This window comes from Cedecea lapagei, from assembly GCF_900635955.1.
In the GTDB taxonomy this organism is placed as follows: domain Bacteria; phylum Pseudomonadota; class Gammaproteobacteria; order Enterobacterales; family Enterobacteriaceae; genus Cedecea; species Cedecea lapagei.
The window spans coordinates 4,376,340-4,395,560 of sequence record NZ_LR134201.1 but is presented as its reverse complement, the minus strand read 5'-3'; the positions used below and the strand labels follow the sequence as shown (position 1 = coordinate 4,395,560).

Genomic DNA, 19,221 nt, shown 5'->3' with positions numbered 1-19,221 from the left:
GCTAGTTGACGAAAAAGAATGCGGTCAGAAAGTTTTTTTAAATAAACGCTTGTCACCGCCGAAGAACTCCCTATAATGCGCCTCCACTGACACGGAACAACGGCTTGCAAAGCGGCGTGTCAGGCGGAGTGAAGCGAAAAATAAATGCTTGACTACGCAGCGGGAAAGCGTAATATGCACAGCCCGCGCTACTGAGAAAGTAGCACTGCTCTTTAACAATTTATCAGACAATCTGTGTGGGCACTCGCAGGATTGATATCTCAGCATCTCCGGATGCAACAAAATATCAAGTCTTGAAGAGTGACTACTGATTTTATAAACAGTTTTAATTCTTTGAGCATCAGACACTTTTAAATTGAAGAGTTTGATCATGGCTCAGATTGAACGCTGGCGGCAGGCCTAACACATGCAAGTCGAGCGGTAGCACGGGAGAGCTTGCTCTCCGGGTGACGAGCGGCGGACGGGTGAGTAATGTCTGGGGATCTGCCTGATGGAGGGGGATAACTACTGGAAACGGTAGCTAATACCGCATAACGTCGCAAGACCAAAGAGGGGGACCTTCGGGCCTCTTGCCATCAGATGAACCCAGATGGGATTAGCTAGTAGGTGGGGTAACGGCTCACCTAGGCGACGATCCCTAGCTGGTCTGAGAGGATGACCAGCCACACTGGAACTGAGACACGGTCCAGACTCCTACGGGAGGCAGCAGTGGGGAATATTGCACAATGGGCGCAAGCCTGATGCAGCCATGCCGCGTGTATGAAGAAGGCCTTCGGGTTGTAAAGTACTTTCAGCGAGGAGGAAGGCGATAAGGTTAATAACCTTGTCGATTGACGTTACTCGCAGAAGAAGCACCGGCTAACTCCGTGCCAGCAGCCGCGGTAATACGGAGGGTGCAAGCGTTAATCGGAATTACTGGGCGTAAAGCGCACGCAGGCGGTTTGTTAAGTCGGATGTGAAATCCCCGGGCTCAACCTGGGAACTGCATTCGAAACTGGCAAGCTTGAGTCTTGTAGAGGGGGGTAGAATTCCAGGTGTAGCGGTGAAATGCGTAGAGATCTGGAGGAATACCGGTGGCGAAGGCGGCCCCCTGGACAAAGACTGACGCTCAGGTGCGAAAGCGTGGGGAGCAAACAGGATTAGATACCCTGGTAGTCCACGCCGTAAACGATGTCGACTTGGAGGTTGTGCCCTTGAGGCGTGGCTTCCGGAGCTAACGCGTTAAGTCGACCGCCTGGGGAGTACGGCCGCAAGGTTAAAACTCAAATGAATTGACGGGGGCCCGCACAAGCGGTGGAGCATGTGGTTTAATTCGATGCAACGCGAAGAACCTTACCTACTCTTGACATCCAGAGAACTTTCCAGAGATGGATTGGTGCCTTCGGGAACTCTGAGACAGGTGCTGCATGGCTGTCGTCAGCTCGTGTTGTGAAATGTTGGGTTAAGTCCCGCAACGAGCGCAACCCTTATCCTTTGTTGCCAGCGGTTCGGCCGGGAACTCAAAGGAGACTGCCAGTGATAAACTGGAGGAAGGTGGGGATGACGTCAAGTCATCATGGCCCTTACGAGTAGGGCTACACACGTGCTACAATGGCGCATACAAAGAGAAGCGACCTCGCGAGAGCAAGCGGACCTCATAAAGTGCGTCGTAGTCCGGATTGGAGTCTGCAACTCGACTCCATGAAGTCGGAATCGCTAGTAATCGTAGATCAGAATGCTACGGTGAATACGTTCCCGGGCCTTGTACACACCGCCCGTCACACCATGGGAGTGGGTTGCAAAAGAAGTAGGTAGCTTAACCTTCGGGAGGGCGCTTACCACTTTGTGATTCATGACTGGGGTGAAGTCGTAACAAGGTAACCGTAGGGGAACCTGCGGTTGGATCACCTCCTTACCTAAAAGATACAACCCGCGTAGTGCTCACACAGATTGTCTGATAGAAAACGAGCAGTAAAACCTTATAGGCTTGTAGCTCAGGTGGTTAGAGCGCACCCCTGATAAGGGTGAGGTCGGTGGTTCAAGTCCACTCAGGCCTACCAAATTCTCCGCTATCCTGCGTTACAGCACCACTCACATACGAAAGTATGCTTCGTGGGGCTGCGCCTTGACTAGCGACGAATTCATGGTGATTCGAAGGTTTTACGAAATCGATGGGGCTATAGCTCAGCTGGGAGAGCGCCTGCCTTGCACGCAGGAGGTCAGCGGTTCGATCCCGCTTAGCTCCACCATCATTTCATGCACGACTCAATACTTCAGAGTATACCGGTGACGGTGTGCTGCGAAGTATTTGCTCTTTAACAATCCGGAACAAGCTGAAAATTGAAACGACATGTCGTCTCATTCCTCCGTAATAAGGAATGGGGTTAAGACATGTTCGAGTCTCTCAAATTTTCATAATCTGAAGCGAAACATCTTCGGGTTGTGAGGTTAAGCGACTAAGCGTACACGGTGGATGCCCTGGCAGTCAGAGGCGATGAAGGACGTGCTAATCTGCGATAAGCGTCGGTAAGGTGATATGAACCGTTATAGCCGGCGATTTCCGAATGGGGAAACCCAGTGTGTTTCGACACACTATCATTACGTGAATACATAGCGTAATGAAGCGAACCGGGGGAACTGAAACATCTAAGTACCCCGAGGAAAAGAAATCAACCGAGATTCCCCCAGTAGCGGCGAGCGAACGGGGAGCAGCCCAGAACCTGAATCAGTTTGTGTGTTAGTGGAAGCGTCTGGAAAGTCGCAGGGTACAGGGTGATACTCCCGTACACTAAAATGCACATTCTGTGAGTTCGAAGAGTAGGGCGGGACACGTGGTATCCTGTCTGAATATGGGGGGACCATCCTCCAAGGCTAAATACTCCTGACTGACCGATAGTGAACCAGTACCGTGAGGGAAAGGCGAAAAGAACCCCGGCGAGGGGAGTGAAAAAGAACCTGAAACCGTGTACGTACAAGCAGTGGGAGCCTCTTTATGGGGTGACTGCGTACCTTTTGTATAATGGGTCAGCGACTTATATTCTGTAGCAAGGTTAACCGTATAGGGGAGCCGCAGGGAAACCGAGTCTTAACTGGGCGTTAAGTTGCAGGGTATAGACCCGAAACCCGGTGATCTAGCCATGGGCAGGTTGAAGGTTGGGTAACACTAACTGGAGGACCGAACCGACTAATGTTGAAAAATTAGCGGATGACTTGTGGCTGGGGGTGAAAGGCCAATCAAACCGGGAGATAGCTGGTTCTCCCCGAAAGCTATTTAGGTAGCGCCTCGTGAACTCATCTTCGGGGGTAGAGCACTGTTTCGGCTAGGGGGCCATCCCGGCTTACCAACCCGATGCAAACTACGAATACCGAAGAATGTTATCACGGGAGACACACGGCGGGTGCTAACGTCCGTCGTGAAGAGGGAAACAACCCAGACCGCCAGCTAAGGTCCCAAAGTCATGGTTAAGTGGGAAACGATGTGGGAAGGCACAGACAGCCAGGATGTTGGCTTAGAAGCAGCCATCATTTAAAGAAAGCGTAATAGCTCACTGGTCGAGTCGGCCTGCGCGGAAGATGTAACGGGGCTAAACCATGCACCGAAGCTGCGGCAGCGACACTCAGGTGTTGTTGGGTAGGGGAGCGTTCTGTAAGCCGTTGAAGGTGGACTGTGAGGTCTGCTGGAGGTATCAGAAGTGCGAATGCTGACATAAGTAACGATAAAGCGGGTGAAAAGCCCGCTCGCCGGAAGACCAAGGGTTCCTGTCCAACGTTAATCGGGGCAGGGTGAGTCGACCCCTAAGGCGAGGCCGAAAGGCGTAGTCGATGGGAAACAGGTTAATATTCCTGTACTTGGTGTTACTGCGAAGGGGGGACGGAGAAGGCTATGTTAGCCGGGCGACGGTTGTCCCGGTTTAAGCATGTAGGCGGGAGTTTTAGGTAAATCCGGAACTCTTTTAACGCTGAGGTGTGATGACGAGGCACTACGGTGCTGAAGTAACAAATGCCCTGCTTCCAGGAAAAGCCTCTAAGCATCAGGTAACATTAAATCGTACCCCAAACCGACACAGGTGGTCAGGTAGAGAATACCAAGGCGCTTGAGAGAACTCGGGTGAAGGAACTAGGCAAAATGGTGCCGTAACTTCGGGAGAAGGCACGCTGTCGCTAGGTGAAGGGATTTACTCCTGGAGCTGAAGGCAGTCGAAGATACCAGCTGGCTGCAACTGTTTATTAAAAACACAGCACTGTGCAAACACGAAAGTGGACGTATACGGTGTGACGCCTGCCCGGTGCCGGAAGGTTAATTGATGGGGTTATCCGTAAGGAGAAGCTCTTGATCGAAGCCCCGGTAAACGGCGGCCGTAACTATAACGGTCCTAAGGTAGCGAAATTCCTTGTCGGGTAAGTTCCGACCTGCACGAATGGCGTAATGATGGCCAGGCTGTCTCCACCCGAGACTCAGTGAAATTGAAATCGCTGTGAAGATGCAGTGTACCCGCGGCAAGACGGAAAGACCCCGTGAACCTTTACTATAGCTTGACACTGAACATTGAGCCTTGATGTGTAGGATAGGTGGGAGGCTTTGAAGCGTGGACGCCAGTCTGCGTGGAGCCAACCTTGAAATACCACCCTTTAATGTTTGATGTTCTAACGTAGACCCGTGATCCGGGTTGCGGACAGTGTCTGGTGGGTAGTTTGACTGGGGCGGTCTCCTCCTAAAGCGTAACGGAGGAGCACGAAGGTTAGCTAATCACGGTCGGACATCGTGAGGTTAGTGCAAAGGCATAAGCTAGCTTGACTGCGAGAGTGACGGCTCGAGCAGGTGCGAAAGCAGGTCTTAGTGATCCGGTGGTTCTGAATGGAAGGGCCATCGCTCAACGGATAAAAGGTACTCCGGGGATAACAGGCTGATACCGCCCAAGAGTTCATATCGACGGCGGTGTTTGGCACCTCGATGTCGGCTCATCACATCCTGGGGCTGAAGTAGGTCCCAAGGGTATGGCTGTTCGCCATTTAAAGTGGTACGCGAGCTGGGTTTAGAACGTCGTGAGACAGTTCGGTCCCTATCTGCCGTGGGCGCTGGAGAATTGAGGGGGGGCTGCTCCTAGTACGAGAGGACCGGAGTGGACGCATCACTGGTGTTCGGGTTGTCATGCCAATGGCATTGCCCGGTAGCTAAATGCGGAAGAGATAAGCGCTGAAAGCATCTAAGCGCGAAACTTGCCCCGAGATGAGTTCTCCCTGACTCCTTGAGAGTCCTGAAGGAACGTTGAAGACGACGACGTTGATAGGCTGGGTGTGTAAGCGTAGCGATACGTTGAGCTAACCAGTACTAATGATCCGTGAGGCTTAACCTTACAACACCGAAGGTGTTTTGCAGAGACGCAAGAAGATTTTCAGCTTAGTTCAGGATTAAGTTGATGGTTATATGAAGATATGACGGTCAATGAACAGAATTTGCCTGGCGGCCGTAGCGCGGTGGTCCCACCTGACCCCATGCCGAACTCAGAAGTGAAACGCCGTAGCGCCGATGGTAGTGTGGGGTCTCCCCATGCGAGAGTAGGGAACTGCCAGGCATCAAATAAAACAAAAAACCCCAGCCTGACGGCTGGGGTTTTTTGTTTATGTGCTATCTGCAGGCCCAGCTCTCAGAGAGTAGGACAAATCCGTCGGGAACGGATTTGAACGTTGCGCAGCAACGGCCCGAACGGTGGCGGGCAGGACGCCCGCCATAAACTGCCCCGCATCAAATCAGCCCCAGCCCGACCTAAAGGCCGGGGCTTTTTGCTATGCGCGTTATACCGAGACAGGCAAGCCAATCCCTGCAGGATCGGTTAAACTACTCCTGTTAATATTCCGGAAATGGCAGACATGAACTCCTCTCTTAAACCCTTCAATACCTTTGCTATTCAGGCAAGTGCCTCGCGTATTGTTATCGCTGAATCTGTAGAACAGCTTACCGAAGCATGGGCAGCAGCTTTGCATGCCGAACAGCCGGTGCTTATCCTCGGTGAGGGCAGCAATGTGCTTTTCCTCCAGGATTTTGAGGGGACGGTTATTGTAAACCGTATTAAAGGGATACAGGTGGCCGAAACGGATGATGCCTGGCTGCTGCATGTCGGAGCGGGTGAAAACTGGCACCATCTCGTGGAATATACCCTTCAGCAAGGCATGCCAGGCCTGGAGAACCTTGCTTTAATTCCGGGGTGCGCGGGCTCTTCACCAATCCAGAATATTGGCGCGTATGGCGTCGAAATTAAAAAGGTCTGCGATTACGTCGATTGCGTTGAGGCTGGCAGCGGGCGTGTGTTGCGTTTAACAAACGAAGAATGCCGCTTTGGCTACCGTGATAGCATCTTTAAACATGACTACCAGGATCGATTTGCGATTGTGGCGGTGGGTTACCGTTTGCCAAAAGCATGGGTGCCGGTTCTCAGCTATGGCGATCTGACTAAATTAGATCCGGCAACCGTTACGGCCCAGCAGATTTTTGAAAGCGTCTGCGCTATGCGGATCTCCAAACTGCCCGATCCTAAAGTGAATGGTAATGCCGGAAGTTTCTTCAAAAACCCAGTTATCAGCGCTGTCCAGGCAGAGAAATTGCTCTCCAGCATGGCGAATGTGCCGCATTATCCCCAGGCTGACGGCAACGTTAAGCTTGCGGCCGGCTGGCTTATCGATCAGTGTCAGCTTAAGGGCCACCGTATTGGAGGTGCAGCCGTTCATCGGCAACAGGCTCTGGTTATTATCAACGAAGAAGAGGCCAGCAGCGCAGATGTTGTTGCCCTCGCTCACTATATTCGCCAGCAAGTCGGAGAAAAGTTTGATGTCTGGCTTGAGCCTGAAGTTCGCTTTATGGGTGGTAAAGGTGAAGTCAGCGCCGTGGAGACTATTGCGTGAAAGATAATCGAGTTCCGTTAACGTTAATCAGCATTCTTGCGGACGGTGAGTTTCATTCCGGGGAGCAGCTGGGTGAGCGGTTAGGTATGAGCCGAGCCGCGATCAACAAGCACGTTCAGACCCTGCGCGACTGGGGCATTGATGTTTTCACTGTTCCGGGCAAGGGTTACAGCTTGCCGGAGCCTATCCAGCTGCTGGATGAAGGCTTTATTAAGTCGCAAATCGATAGCGGGACGGTTGCTGTACTGCCTGTTATTGATTCTACTAACCAGTATTTGCTCGACCGCCTCAGTACCCTTCAGTCCGGTGACGCCTGTATAGCCGAATACCAGCAGGCCGGGCGCGGCAGAAGAGGGCGTCAGTGGTTTTCACCCTTTGGCGCGAACCTTTACCTTTCAATGTACTGGCGTCTGGAACAAGGACCTGCCGCAGCAATCGGCCTTAGCCTCGTTATTGGTATCGTTATGGCGGAGGTATTGCAGCGCCTTGGCGCGGAAGATGTCAGAGTCAAATGGCCAAACGATCTCTATCTCAACGATCGCAAACTCGCCGGTATCCTGGTTGAGCTAACAGGAAAAACAGGGGACGCGGCGCAGATAGTGATTGGTGCAGGAATTAACCTTGCGATGCGTAATGTCACTGCAGATGTGATTAACCAGGGCTGGATTAATCTGCAGGAAGCCGGTATTCGTATTGACAGGAATACGCTGGCAGTAACCCTCATCCATGAGCTCCGTACGGCTCTACAGCTCTTTGAGCAGGAAAGCCTGGTGCCTTTCCTTCCTCGCTGGGAAAAACTGGATAACTTTATTCATCGTCCGGTAAAACTCATTATCGGCGAGCGTGAGGTTTATGGTGTTTCTCGCGGTATTAATGAGCAAGGTGGGTTATTACTGGAGCAGGATGGCGTAATAAAGGCCTGGGTCGGCGGTGAGATTTCGCTACGTGGGGCAAATTAAATAGAGGGGGAGTTCCCCCTCATATTTATTATTTTCTTAGCTTAACACAGTCAACAGCATGATTGGCGCTCTTGGTCATTATTAAGCTGGCACGATCGCGTGTTGGTAATATGTTTTGCTGTAAATTCAATAGATTAATCTCTTTCCATAGCTGCATTGCAATATTCACTGCTTCATCCTGTGAAAGTTTTGCATAGCTGTGGAAATAAGAGTTAGGATCGGTAAATGCGCCTTCCCGGAATTTCAGGAAACGGTTGATATACCAGTTCTGTAATAACTCTTCTGGTGCATCGACATAAATAGAAAAATCTACAAAATCAGAAACAAATACATGATGCGGATCGTGCGGATAATCCATTCCGCTTTGCAAAACGTTCAATCCTTCCAGAATTAAAATATCCGGCTGAGCGACTATCTTGTCACCGTCAGGAATCACGTCATACACCAGGTGTGAGTATACCGGAGCCGTCACGTTGGTTGCGCCGGACTTGATGTCGGACACAAACTTCACCAGCCGATGCATATCATAGGATTGCGGGAAGCCTTTCTTCTTCATCAGGTTGCGCTCTTTGAGCACTTTATTGGGATGAAGGAAGCCATCAGTCGTAATTAACTCCACCCGACGGTGTTCCGGCCAGCGGCTTAGTAACGCCTGCAGTACACGAGCGGTGGTACTTTTCCCTACCGCCACGCTTCCCGCAATGCTAATGACATAGGGAATACGCTGCCCGTTAGTGCCAAGGAACTGCTCGAGTACCGCCTGGCGTCGCAGGTTTGAACTGATATAGAAATTGAGCAGACGAGACAGCGGCAGATAAATTTCAGCCACTTCTTCCAGGGAGAGGTCTTCGTTAATGCCTTTTAACCGGGCTATTTCCCCTTCGGTTAGCGTCATGGGGACTGAGTCACGCAAAGCCGCCCACTGGCTCCGGTCAAATTGTAGATATGGGGTCGTTGCCAACATTTGCTCTTTATTACTCATAAGCATGCTTCTGCCTGTAATTCAGGACAAAATTTACGCACTGCACTCCCTGACGCATGAAATCAAACGTAGTGCATCAAGAGTATGCAGCGTATTTAACTTTTCAACAGTGGGCAGGAGGGTAACACCGGAATGAAGAGAACGATAAGAAAAAATCAACAGCAGTGATGTATTACGGCGAATGCATCACGTTGCAGCCGGATAAAGGAGAGACCGATGAGCAATCTCTACAGGGAATGCTTTTTAAAGACTAAGGTTGGCCATTCTGGCATACCAAAACGCCGGGACAGGAAAAAAGCAAAGGCTGGAATGGCGGAAATTTGCTCTCAATTGGTGCTTTAGCCATCATATTTTCGAGATCTAGCGCAAAATGTGAGCGGTAGTGCATTTTATGCGATTTTTTTGTTGCATGAGCGGCTCTGTCTTCCTAGAATGCGCGCTACTTGATGCCGGCTTAGCTCAGTAGGTAGAGCAACTGACTTGTAATCAGTAGGTCACCAGTTCGATTCCGGTAGCCGGCACCATCAAGTACCCCAGGTGGGGTTCCCGAGCGGCCAAAGGGAGCAGACTGTAAATCTGCCGTCATCGACTTCGAAGGTTCGAATCCTTCCCCCACCACCATATTAGACCTGAAGTACTGGGTCACACCGAGCGGTGATGCTGAGTTTAGCGCCGGTCGGGAAGGGTAAGAACCTTCGACAAGGTTCGAGTCCACGCAGTGGACAACGCGTTTATCGCGGCCCGCAGGGTGAGGAACGAAGTGACGAATAATCCTTCCCCCACCACCATATTCGGCAACGCATTGCGAAGCCAGAGACGATAGACAAGCAGTTTGTCGGCTCGAATATTGAGAGGCCTTCTCTCATATTCACTACAGAAAGATTCAGGTAGCCGAGTTCCAGGATGCGGGCATCGTATAATGGCTATTACCTCAGCCTTCCAAGCTGATGATGTGGGTTCGATTCCCACTGCCCGCTCCAACAAGATGTGCTGATATAGCTCAGTTGGTAGAGCGCACCCTTGGTAAGGGTGAGGTCGGCAGTTCGAATCTGCCTATCAGCACCACTTCTTTATCTCCTCCCTGTTTCTCTTCTGTTAATGCATTCAGCTAATTCAGGCATATGCCTGGTTGATGTGGTGATATCACCGATTTATCCGTGTCTTAGAGGGACAATCGATGTCTAAAGAAAAGTTTGAACGTACAAAACCGCACGTTAACGTCGGTACTATCGGCCACGTTGACCATGGTAAAACAACGCTGACCGCTGCAATCACTACCGTTCTGGCTAAAACCTACGGTGGTTCTGCTCGTGCATTCGACCAGATCGATAACGCACCAGAAGAAAAAGCTCGTGGTATCACCATCAACACTTCCCACGTTGAATACGACACCCCGACTCGTCACTACGCGCACGTTGACTGCCCAGGGCACGCCGACTACGTGAAAAACATGATCACCGGTGCTGCTCAGATGGACGGCGCTATTCTGGTTGTTGCTGCAACTGACGGCCCTATGCCTCAGACCCGTGAGCACATCCTGCTGGGTCGCCAGGTTGGCGTTCCTTACATCATCGTGTTCCTGAACAAATGTGACATGGTTGATGACGAAGAGCTGCTGGAGCTGGTAGAAATGGAAGTTCGTGAACTTCTGTCTCAGTACGACTTCCCAGGCGATGATACCCCAATCATCCGTGGTTCTGCTCTGAAAGCGCTGGAAGGCGAAGCAGAGTGGGAAGCTAAAATCGTTGAGCTGGCTGGCTTCCTGGATTCCTACATCCCAGAACCAGTACGTGCAATCGACCTGCCGTTCCTGCTGCCAATCGAAGACGTATTCTCCATCTCCGGCCGTGGTACCGTTGTGACCGGTCGTGTAGAGCGCGGTATCGTTAAAGTGGGCGAAGAAGTAGAAATCGTTGGTATCAAAGATACTGCGAAATCTACCTGTACTGGCGTTGAAATGTTCCGCAAACTGCTGGACGAAGGCCGTGCTGGTGAGAACGTTGGTGTTCTGCTGCGTGGTATCAAACGTGAAGAAATCGAACGTGGTCAGGTTCTGGCTAAGCCAGGCTCTATCAAGCCGCACACCAAGTTCGAATCTGAAGTGTACATCCTGTCCAAAGACGAAGGCGGCCGTCATACTCCGTTCTTCAAGGGCTACCGTCCACAGTTCTACTTCCGTACCACTGACGTGACCGGTACCATCGAACTGCCAGAAGGCGTAGAGATGGTAATGCCAGGTGACAACATCAAAATGGTTGTTACCCTGATCCACCCAATCGCGATGGACGACGGTCTGCGTTTCGCAATCCGTGAAGGTGGTCGTACCGTTGGTGCTGGCGTGGTTGCTAAAGTTCTCAGCTAATTGCTGATAATATTTGACGCAATGCGCAAGAAGAGGGCATCATTTGATGCCCTTTTTGTACGCTTTCGAACCAGAACCTGGCTCATCAGTGATTTTTTACCGATAATCATTGCTGAGACAGGCTCTGAAGATGGCGTTTATGCCGAATAGCGCCTGAAAAGAGCCATTCGGTTTGGTTGCCTCGCCTGCGCGGGGCAAAAATGTTTGTCTGATTTATTGTGACAGGTTGGTTTATGAGTGCGAATACCGAAGCTCAAGGGAGCGGGCGTGGCCTCGAAGCGATGAAGTGGCTGGCAGTAGTCGTTTTGCTGCTCGTGGCAATCGTTGGCAACTACATTTATCGTGATATCACTCTGCCGCTCCGTGCTCTGGCTGTGGTCATTCTGATTGCAGCAGCCGGTGGCGTTGCGCTGCTGACGGTAAAAGGCAAAGCAACCGTGGCCTTTGCTCGCGAAGCGAGAACGGAAGTACGCAAGGTGATTTGGCCTACTCGCCAGGAAACTCTGCACACCACTTTAATCGTGGCCGCGGTTACCGCTGTGATGTCACTGATTTTGTGGGGACTGGATGGTATTCTGGTCCGCCTGGTATCTTTTATTACTGGCCTGAGGTTCTGAGATGTCTGAAGCCCCGAAAAAGCGTTGGTACGTCGTTCAGGCGTTTTCCGGTTTTGAAGGTCGTGTAGCCACGTCGCTGCGCGAGCATATCAAACTCCACAACATGGAAGAGCTGTTTGGCGAAGTCATGGTTCCAACCGAAGAGGTTGTTGAAATCCGTGGTGGCCAACGCCGTAAAAGCGAACGCAAATTCTTCCCTGGCTATGTTCTGGTCCAGATGGTGATGAACGACGCAAGCTGGCACCTGGTGCGTAGCGTTCCGCGTGTAATGGGTTTCATCGGCGGGACTTCCGATCGTCCGGCGCCAATCAGCGATAAAGAAGTTGATGCGATCATGAACCGCCTGCAGCAGGTGGGTGATAAGCCGCGTCCGAAAACGCTGTTTGAACCAGGTGAAATGGTCCGCGTTAATGATGGTCCGTTTGCGGACTTCAACGGTGTAGTGGAAGAAGTGGATTACGAGAAGAGCCGCCTGAAGGTTTCCGTTTCCATCTTCGGTCGTGCAACGCCGGTTGAACTGGATTTTGCTCAGGTTGAGAAAGCCTGATAGTTTGATCGTTTAAGCAGCGATTATTCATTGCACAGGGCGCGAAATTGGCATACAATTTCGCGCCTTTTGTTTTTATGTGTCTTGTACACGTAAGACGTTTATTCACGGGGAGCCTCCCTGAGGCGCTATCACCCAATCAGAGGATTTTAGAATGGCTAAGAAAGTACAAGCCTACGTCAAGCTGCAGGTTGCAGCTGGTATGGCGAACCCAAGTCCACCAGTTGGTCCAGCTTTGGGTCAGCAGGGTGTGAACATCATGGAATTCTGTAAAGCGTTCAACGCAAAAACTGAATCCCTGGAAAAAGGTCTGCCAATTCCGGTTGTTATCACCGTTTACGCTGACCGTTCTTTCACTTTCGTTACCAAAACCCCTCCAGCAGCAGTTCTGCTGAAGAAAGCGGCTGGTATCAAGTCTGGTTCCGGTAAGCCGAACAAAGACAAAGTGGGTAAAGTTTCCCGCGCTCAGCTGCAGGAAATCGCGCAGACCAAAGCTGCCGACATGACTGGTTCTGACATTGAAGCGATGACTCGCTCAATCGAAGGTACTGCACGTTCCATGGGCCTGGTAGTGGAGGACTAAGAAATGGCTAAACTGACCAAGCGCATGTCCGTGATCCGTGACAAAGTTGATGCGACCAAACAGTACGACATCAACGAAGCTATCGCTCTGCTGAAAGAACTGGCTACCGCTAAGTTCGTTGAAAGCGTTGACGTTGCCGTTAACCTGGGCATCGACGCTCGTAAATCCGATCAGAACGTTCGTGGCGCAACTGTACTGCCACACGGTACTGGCCGTTCCGTTCGCGTAGCCGTATTTGCTCAGGGCCCTAACGCTGAAGCAGCTAAAGCTGCTGGCGCAGAGCTGGTAGGTATGGAAGATCTGGCTGACCAGATCAAGAAAGGCGAAATGAACTTCGACGTTGTTATCGCATCTCCAGATGCAATGCGCGTTGTTGGCCAGCTGGGCCAGGTTCTGGGTCCACGCGGCCTGATGCCAAACCCGAAAGTGGGTACCGTAACCCCTAACGTTGCTGAAGCGGTTAAGAACGCTAAAGCAGGTCAGGTTCGTTACCGTAACGACAAAAACGGCATCATCCACACCACCATCGGTAAAGTGGACTTTGACGCTGACAAACTGAAAGAAAACCTGGAATCTCTGCTGGTTGCGCTGAAAAAAGCTAAACCATCTCAGGCGAAAGGCGTGTACATCAAGAAAGTTAGCATCTCCACCACCATGGGTGCAGGTGTTGCGGTTGACCAGGCTGGCCTGAACGCTGCTGCAAACTAATGCCTTTACGTGGGCGGTGATTTTGTCTACAATCTTACCCCCACGTTTGCTAACGAAAGTTAGCGGCTAAAAGATTTGTTCGTTGGAGCCTGGCCTATCCAGGCCTCCGTCGAAGACCGCAGGTGTTTCGCAAGAGACTTAATCCCCTGCGTAGACGGTGACAGAACGCTAAGATTATTTTTGATACTCTTCGGCTTGTTTCTGCTCACCGTATTAAGACGCTCTCCTTGTTGAGGGGAGTGAAGTGAGTTCCAGAGATAATCTCTGGCAAACATCCAGGAGCAAAGCTAATGGCTTTAAATCTTCAAGACAAACAAGCGATTGTTGCTGAAGTCAGCGAAGTAGCCAAAGGCGCGCTGTCTGCAGTAGTTGCGGATTCCCGTGGCGTTACTGTAGACAAAATGACTGAACTGCGTAAAGCAGGTCGTGAAGCTGGCGTATACATGCGTGTTGTTCGTAACACCCTGCTGCGCCGCGTCGTTGAAGGTACTCAGTTTGAGTGCCTGAAAGACACGTTTGTTGGTCCGACCCTGATTGCATACTCTATGGAACACCCGGGCGCTGCCGCTCGTCTGTTCAAAGAGTTCGCGAAAGCGAATGCAAAATTTGAGGTCAAAGCCGCAGCCTTTGAAGGTGAGTTGATCACGGCATCGAACATCGATCGCCTGGCAACCCTGCCGACCTACGAAGAAGCAATTGCACGCCTGATGGCAACCATGAAAGAAGCTTCGGCTGGCAAACTGGTTCGCACTCTGGCTGCTGTACGCGATGCGAAAGAAGCTGCTTAATCGCAGTTTTCTTTATCAAGTATTCGCTTACGTATAAACTTATTCTGATTTTCAGGAACAATTTAAATGTCTATCACTAAAGATCAAATCATTGAAGCAGTATCCGCTATGTCCGTAATGGACGTTGTTGAGCTGATCTCTGCAATGGAAGAAAAATTCGGTGTTTCTGCTGCTGCTGCTGTAGCTGTTGCTGCTGGCCCAGCTGAAGCTGCTGAAGAGAAAACTGAGTTCGACGTTATTCTGAAAGCTGCTGGCGCTAACAAAGTTGCCGTAATCAAAGCAGTTCGTGGCGCAACTGGCCTGGGTCTGAAAGAAGCTAAAGACCTGGTTGAGTCTGCACCAGCTGCGCTGAAAGAAGGCGTGAGCAAAGACGACGCTGAAGCTCTGAAAAAATCTCTGGAAGAAGCTGGCGCTGAAGTTGAAGTTAAATAAGCCAACCCTTCCGGTTGCAGCCTAAGCAATTAGGCTGATGGCTGGTGACTTTTTAGTCACCAGCCTTTTTGCGCTGTAGGGTACCAGTAGCGTTTCACACTGTTTGACTGCTGGTTTCCATTCAATGCATGTCTCTATCGACGCCTTAATATACTGCGACTTTCTACACCGGGAGTTCCGGCGTAAAGCGCAATGAAATGGTTTAAGAGTGATAGAAACAGGTATTGCGGGAAGTGTTCCACTTTCCGATCCACAAAATAGTGTTGCATAAACTGCCCCTTTCGACGGGCAGATGGGTCGACTTGTCAGCGAGCTGAGGAACCCTAATGGTTTACTCCTATACCGAGAAAAAACGTATTCGTAAGGATTTTGGAAAGCGTCCACAAGTACTGGACATTCCTTATCTCCTTTCTATCCAGCTTGACTCGTTCCAGAAGTTCATCGAGCAAGATCCCGAAGGTCAATACGGCCTGGAAGCTGCTTTCCGCTCCGTATTCCCGATCGCAAGCTACAGCGGCAACTCCGAGCTGCAGTATGTGAGCTATCGCCTGGGCGAACCTGTATTTGACGTTAAAGAGTGTCAAATCCGTGGCGTGACGTATTCCGCACCGCTGCGCGTAAAACTGCGTCTGGTGATCTACGAGCGCGAAGCGCCGGAAGGCACCGTTAAAGACATCAAAGAACAAGAAGTGTACATGGGCGAAATTCCGCTCATGACCGACAACGGGACCTTCGTTATCAACGGTACTGAGCGCGTAATCGTTTCTCAGCTGCACCGTAGCCCGGGTGTGTTCTTCGACAGTGACAAAGGTAAAACCCACTCTTCAGGGAAGGTACTGTATAACGCACGTATCATCCCTTACCGTGGTTCCTGGCTGGACTTCGAATTCGACCCGAAAGATAACCTGTTCGTGCGTATTGACCGTCGCCGCAAACTGCCTGCGACCATCATCCTGCGCGCACTGAACTACACCACTGAGCAGATCCTTGACCTGTTCTTTGAGAAAGTTAATTTCGAAATCCGTGACAACAAGCTGCAGATGGAGCTGGTGCCGGAACGCCTTCGTGGCGAAACCGCCTCCTTCGACATCGAAGCTGACGGCAAAGTGTACGTTGAAAAAGGCCGCCGTATCACCGCGCGCCACATTCGCCAGCTGGAAAAAGACGATATCAAACATATCGAAGTTCCTGTTGAGTACATTGCCGGTAAAGTTGCGGCTAAAGACTACGTTGATGCTTCTACCGGCGAACTGATTTGCCCGGCGAACATGGAACTGTCTTTGGATCTGCTGGCCAAACTGAGCCAGTCAGGCCACAAGCGCATCGAAACGCTGTTCACCAACGATCTTGATCACGGTGCATATATCTCCGAGACCGTACGCGTCGACCCAACCAATGACCGCCTGAGCGCGCTGGTTGAAATCTACCGTATGATGCGTCCTGGCGAGCCACCAACGCGTGAAGCGGCTGAGAGCCTGTTTGAGAACCTGTTCTTCTCCGAAGACCGCTACGATCTGTCCGCGGTTGGTCGTATGAAGTTCAACCGTTCTCTGCTGCGTGATGAAATCGAAGGCTCCGGTATCCTGAGCAAAGATGACATCATCGAAGTTATGCGTAAGCTGATCGGTATCCGTAACGGCCAGGGCGAAGTGGATGATATTGACCACCTCGGCAACCGTCGTATCCGTTCCGTTGGCGAAATGGCGGAAAACCAGTTCCGCGTTGGCCTGGTACGTGTTGAGCGTGCGGTGAAAGAGCGTCTGTCTCTGGGCGATCTGGATACCCTGATGCCTCAGGACATGATCAACGCCAAGCCGATTTCTGCAGCAGTGAAAGAGTTCTTCGGTTCCAGCCAGCTGTCTCAGTTTATGGACCAGAACAACCCGCTGTCCGAGATCACGCACAAACGTCGTATCTCCGCGTTGGGCCCAGGCGGTCTGACCCGTGAGCGTGCGGGCTTCGAAGTACGTGACGTACACCCAACCCACTACGGTCGTGTATGTCCAATCGAAACCCCGGAAGGTCCAAACATCGGCCTGATCAACTCCCTGTCCGTGTACGCACAGACTAACGAATACGGCTTCCTTGAGACTCCGTATCGTCGCGTTGTTGACGGCGTTGTGACCGATGAAATTCATTACCTGTCTGCTATCGAAGAAGGTAACTACGTCATCGCTCAGGCGAACACCAACCTGAACGAAGAAGGCCGTTTCGTAGACGACCTGGTTACCTGCCGTAGCAAAGGCGAATCCAGCTTGTTCAGCAACGACCAGGTTGACTACATGGACGTTTCCACCCAGCAGGTGGTTTCCGTCGGTGCGTCCCTGATCCCGTTCCTGGAACACGATGACGCCAACCGTGCATTGATGGGTGCGAACATGCAACGTCAGGCGGTTCCAACGCTGCGCGCTGATAAGCCGCTGGTTGGTACCGGTATGGAGCGTGCTGTAGCCGTTGACTCCGGCGTTACCGCCGTAGCCAAACGTGGCGGTACCGTTCAGTACGTTGATGCTTCCCGTATCGTTATCAAAGTTAACGAAGACGAGATGTATCCGGGCGAAGCCGGCATCGACATCTACAACCTGACCAAGTACACCCGTTCTAACCAGAACACCTGCATCAACCAGATGCCTTGCGTGTCCCTGGGTGAGCCAATCGAACGCGGCGACGTGCTGGCAGATGGCCCGTCCACCGACCTCGGTGAACTGGCGCTTGGCCAGAACATGCGCGTAGCGTTCATGCCGTGGAACGGTTACAACTTCGAAGACTCCATCCTCGTTTCCGAGCGTGTGGTTCAGGAAGATCGTTTCACCACCATCCACATTCAGGAACTGGCTTGCGTGTCTCGTGACACCAAACTGGGGCCAGAAGAGATCACCGCTGACATCCCTAACGTGGGTGAAGCTGCGCTCTCCAAGCTGGATGAGTCCGGTATCGTTTATATCGGTGCTGAAGTGACCGGTGGCGACATTCTGGTTGGTAAGGTAACGCCGAAAGGTGAAACCCAGCTGACGCCAGAAGAGAAGCTGCTGCGCGCAATCTTCGGTGAGAAAGCGTCTGACGTTAAAGACTCTTCCCTGCGCGTACCAAACGGCGTTTCCGGTACCGTCATCGACGTTCAGGTCTTCACCCGCGATGGCGTGGAAAAAGACAAACGTGCGCTGGAAATCGAAGAGATGCAGCTGAAGCAGGCCAAGAAAGACCTGTCTGAAGAACTGCAGATCCTCGAAGCGGGTCTGTTCAGCCGTATCTATGCCGTACTGGTTTCCGGTGGCGTTGAAGCTGACAAGCTCGACAAACTGCCACGCGACCGCTGGCTGGAACTGGGCCTGACCGACGAAGATAAGCAAAACCAGCTGGAGCAGCTGGCAGAGCAGTACGACGAGCTGAAGCACGAGTTTGAGAAGAAACTCGAAGCCAAGCGCCGCAAAATCACTCAGGGCGATGACCTGGCACCTGGCGTGCTGAAAATCGTGAAAGTGTATCTGGCCGTTAAACGTCAGATCCAGCCTGGTGACAAGATGGCAGGTCGTCACGGGAACAAAGGTGTTATCTCCAAGATCAACCCGATCGAAGATATGCCATACGATGAAAACGGCACGCCGGTAGACATCGTACTGAACCCGCTGGGCGTACCATCTCGTATGAACATCGGTCAGATCCTGGAAACCCACCTGGGTATGGCTGCGAAAGGCATCGGCGAGAAGATCAATGCCATGCTGAAACAGCAGCAGGAAGTCGCCAAACTGCGCGAATTCATCCAGAAAGCGTATGACCTGGGTACAGACGTTCGTCAGAAGGTTGATCTGAACACCTTCACCGACGAAGAAGTTCTGCGCCTGGCTGAAAACCTGAAAAAAGGTATGCCGATTGCTACTCCGGTATTCGACGGTGCAAAAGAGTCGGAAATCAAAGAGCTGCTGCAACTGGGCGGTCTGCCATCTTCTGGCCAGATTACCCTGTTCGACGGCCGTACCGGTGAGCAGTTTGAGCGTCAGGTAACCGTAGGTTACATGTACATGCTGAAACTGAACCACCTGGTTGATGACAAGATGCACGCGCGTTCTACCGGTTCTTACAGCCTGGTTACTCAGCAGCCGCTGGGTGGTAAGGCTCAGTTCGGTGGTCAGCGCTTCGGTGAGATGGAAGTGTGGGCGCTGGAAGCATATGGCGCTGCCTATACCCTGCAGGAAATGCTGACCGTTAAGTCTGATGACGTGAATGGCCGTACCAAGATGTATAAGAACATCGTGGATGGCAACCATCAGATGGAACCGGGCATGCCGGAATCCTTCAACGTACTGTTGAAAGAGATCCGTTCGCTGGGTATCAACATCGAGCTGGAAGACGAGTAATCGTTGCTCAAA

11 protein-coding genes, 6 tRNA genes, 3 rRNA genes and 1 other RNA gene are annotated in these 19,221 nt (G+C 51.6%); 20 read left to right on the top strand and 1 reads right to left on the bottom strand.

Annotation, left to right across the window (positions count from 1 at the left end):
* The first annotated feature begins 352 nt into the window (after nucleotides 1-352).
* The 7 genes from EL098_RS21315 to birA all read left to right on the top strand — a co-directional run bounded on the left by EL098_RS21315 (nucleotide 353) and on the right by birA (nucleotide 7,835).
* Nucleotides 353-1,894, top strand: a 16S ribosomal RNA gene (locus EL098_RS21315).
* A 68-nt stretch (nucleotides 1,895-1,962) separates the two neighbouring features.
* A tRNA-Ile gene (locus EL098_RS21310) sits at nucleotides 1,963-2,039 on the top strand.
* Between the two features lie 113 nt (nucleotides 2,040-2,152).
* A tRNA-Ala gene (locus tag EL098_RS21305) sits at nucleotides 2,153-2,228 on the top strand.
* 197 nt (nucleotides 2,229-2,425) lie between these two features.
* A 23S ribosomal RNA gene (locus tag EL098_RS21300) occupies nucleotides 2,426-5,333 on the top strand.
* Between the two features lie 103 nt (nucleotides 5,334-5,436).
* Nucleotides 5,437-5,552, top strand: a 5S ribosomal RNA gene (gene rrf, locus EL098_RS21295).
* Together the 16S, 23S and 5S rRNA genes with 2 tRNA genes alongside form the textbook arrangement of a ribosomal RNA operon.
* A gap of 295 nt (nucleotides 5,553-5,847) precedes the next feature.
* Nucleotides 5,848-6,876 carry a UDP-N-acetylmuramate dehydrogenase gene (murB, locus tag EL098_RS21290; protein ID WP_126357985.1) on the top strand — a complete coding sequence of 343 codons (1,029 nt, stop codon included), beginning with the start codon at nucleotides 5,848-5,850 and terminating at the stop codon, nucleotides 6,874-6,876.
* Nucleotides 6,873-7,835, top strand: coding sequence for a bifunctional biotin--[acetyl-CoA-carboxylase] ligase/biotin operon repressor BirA (gene birA, locus EL098_RS21285; RefSeq protein WP_126357984.1), 963 nt, complete (start codon nucleotides 6,873-6,875; stop codon nucleotides 7,833-7,835). The genes murB and birA overlap by 4 nt, the downstream gene beginning before the upstream one ends.
* A gap of 28 nt (nucleotides 7,836-7,863) precedes the next feature.
* Here birA and coaA read toward each other — a convergent pair whose 3' ends face one another.
* Nucleotides 7,864-8,817, bottom strand: coding sequence for a type I pantothenate kinase (coaA, locus tag EL098_RS21280; protein ID WP_038483028.1), 954 nt, complete (start codon nucleotides 8,815-8,817; stop codon nucleotides 7,864-7,866).
* Nucleotides 8,818-9,265: 448 nt separating this feature from the next.
* Between coaA and EL098_RS21275 the strand changes: the two genes are divergently transcribed.
* The 13 genes from EL098_RS21275 to rpoB all read left to right on the top strand — a co-directional run bounded on the left by EL098_RS21275 (nucleotide 9,266) and on the right by rpoB (nucleotide 19,209).
* Nucleotides 9,266-9,341: transfer RNA gene (locus EL098_RS21275), tRNA-Thr, on the top strand.
* Nucleotides 9,342-9,353: 12 nt separating this feature from the next.
* Nucleotides 9,354-9,438: transfer RNA gene (locus EL098_RS21270), tRNA-Tyr, on the top strand.
* Nucleotides 9,439-9,481: 43 nt separating this feature from the next.
* Nucleotides 9,482-9,605, top strand: a non-coding RNA gene (locus EL098_RS21265) — RtT sRNA.
* Nucleotides 9,606-9,722: 117 nt separating this feature from the next.
* A tRNA-Gly gene (locus tag EL098_RS21260) sits at nucleotides 9,723-9,797 on the top strand.
* Nucleotides 9,798-9,806: 9 nt separating this feature from the next.
* Nucleotides 9,807-9,882 (top strand) — tRNA-Thr (locus EL098_RS21255).
* 112 nt (nucleotides 9,883-9,994) lie between these two features.
* The gene (tuf, locus tag EL098_RS21250; RefSeq protein ID WP_038478205.1) at nucleotides 9,995-11,179 is read left to right on the top strand and encodes an elongation factor Tu; all 1,185 of its coding nucleotides are present in this window, start codon (nucleotides 9,995-9,997) and stop codon (nucleotides 11,177-11,179) included.
* A 233-nt stretch (nucleotides 11,180-11,412) separates the two neighbouring features.
* Nucleotides 11,413-11,796: a preprotein translocase subunit SecE gene (gene secE, locus EL098_RS21245; RefSeq protein ID WP_008460146.1), complete on the top strand. Its 384-nt coding sequence runs from the start codon at nucleotides 11,413-11,415 to the stop codon at nucleotides 11,794-11,796.
* 1 nt (nucleotide 11,797) lies between these two features.
* Nucleotides 11,798-12,343 (top strand): transcription termination/antitermination protein NusG, encoded by a 546-nt coding sequence (gene nusG, locus EL098_RS21240; RefSeq protein WP_003862341.1) that lies wholly within the window; start codon nucleotides 11,798-11,800, stop codon nucleotides 12,341-12,343.
* Nucleotides 12,344-12,497: 154 nt separating this feature from the next.
* Nucleotides 12,498-12,926 carry a 50S ribosomal protein L11 gene (rplK, locus tag EL098_RS21235; RefSeq protein WP_008460147.1) on the top strand — a complete coding sequence of 143 codons (429 nt, stop codon included), beginning with the start codon at nucleotides 12,498-12,500 and terminating at the stop codon, nucleotides 12,924-12,926.
* A 3-nt stretch (nucleotides 12,927-12,929) separates the two neighbouring features.
* Complete coding sequence (gene rplA / locus EL098_RS21230; protein ID WP_039289255.1) at nucleotides 12,930-13,634, top strand: 50S ribosomal protein L1; 705 nt, start codon at nucleotides 12,930-12,932, stop codon at nucleotides 13,632-13,634.
* A gap of 290 nt (nucleotides 13,635-13,924) precedes the next feature.
* A complete protein-coding gene (gene rplJ / locus EL098_RS21225; protein WP_005132895.1) occupies nucleotides 13,925-14,422 on the top strand; it encodes a 50S ribosomal protein L10 in 498 nt (165 codons plus the stop codon).
* A gap of 66 nt (nucleotides 14,423-14,488) precedes the next feature.
* Complete coding sequence (gene rplL / locus EL098_RS21220; protein WP_000028882.1) at nucleotides 14,489-14,854, top strand: 50S ribosomal protein L7/L12; 366 nt, start codon at nucleotides 14,489-14,491, stop codon at nucleotides 14,852-14,854.
* Between the two features lie 326 nt (nucleotides 14,855-15,180).
* Nucleotides 15,181-19,209: a DNA-directed RNA polymerase subunit beta gene (gene rpoB, locus EL098_RS21215; RefSeq protein WP_126357983.1), complete on the top strand. Its 4,029-nt coding sequence runs from the start codon at nucleotides 15,181-15,183 to the stop codon at nucleotides 19,207-19,209.
* The last annotated feature ends 12 nt before the right edge of the window (nucleotides 19,210-19,221 follow it).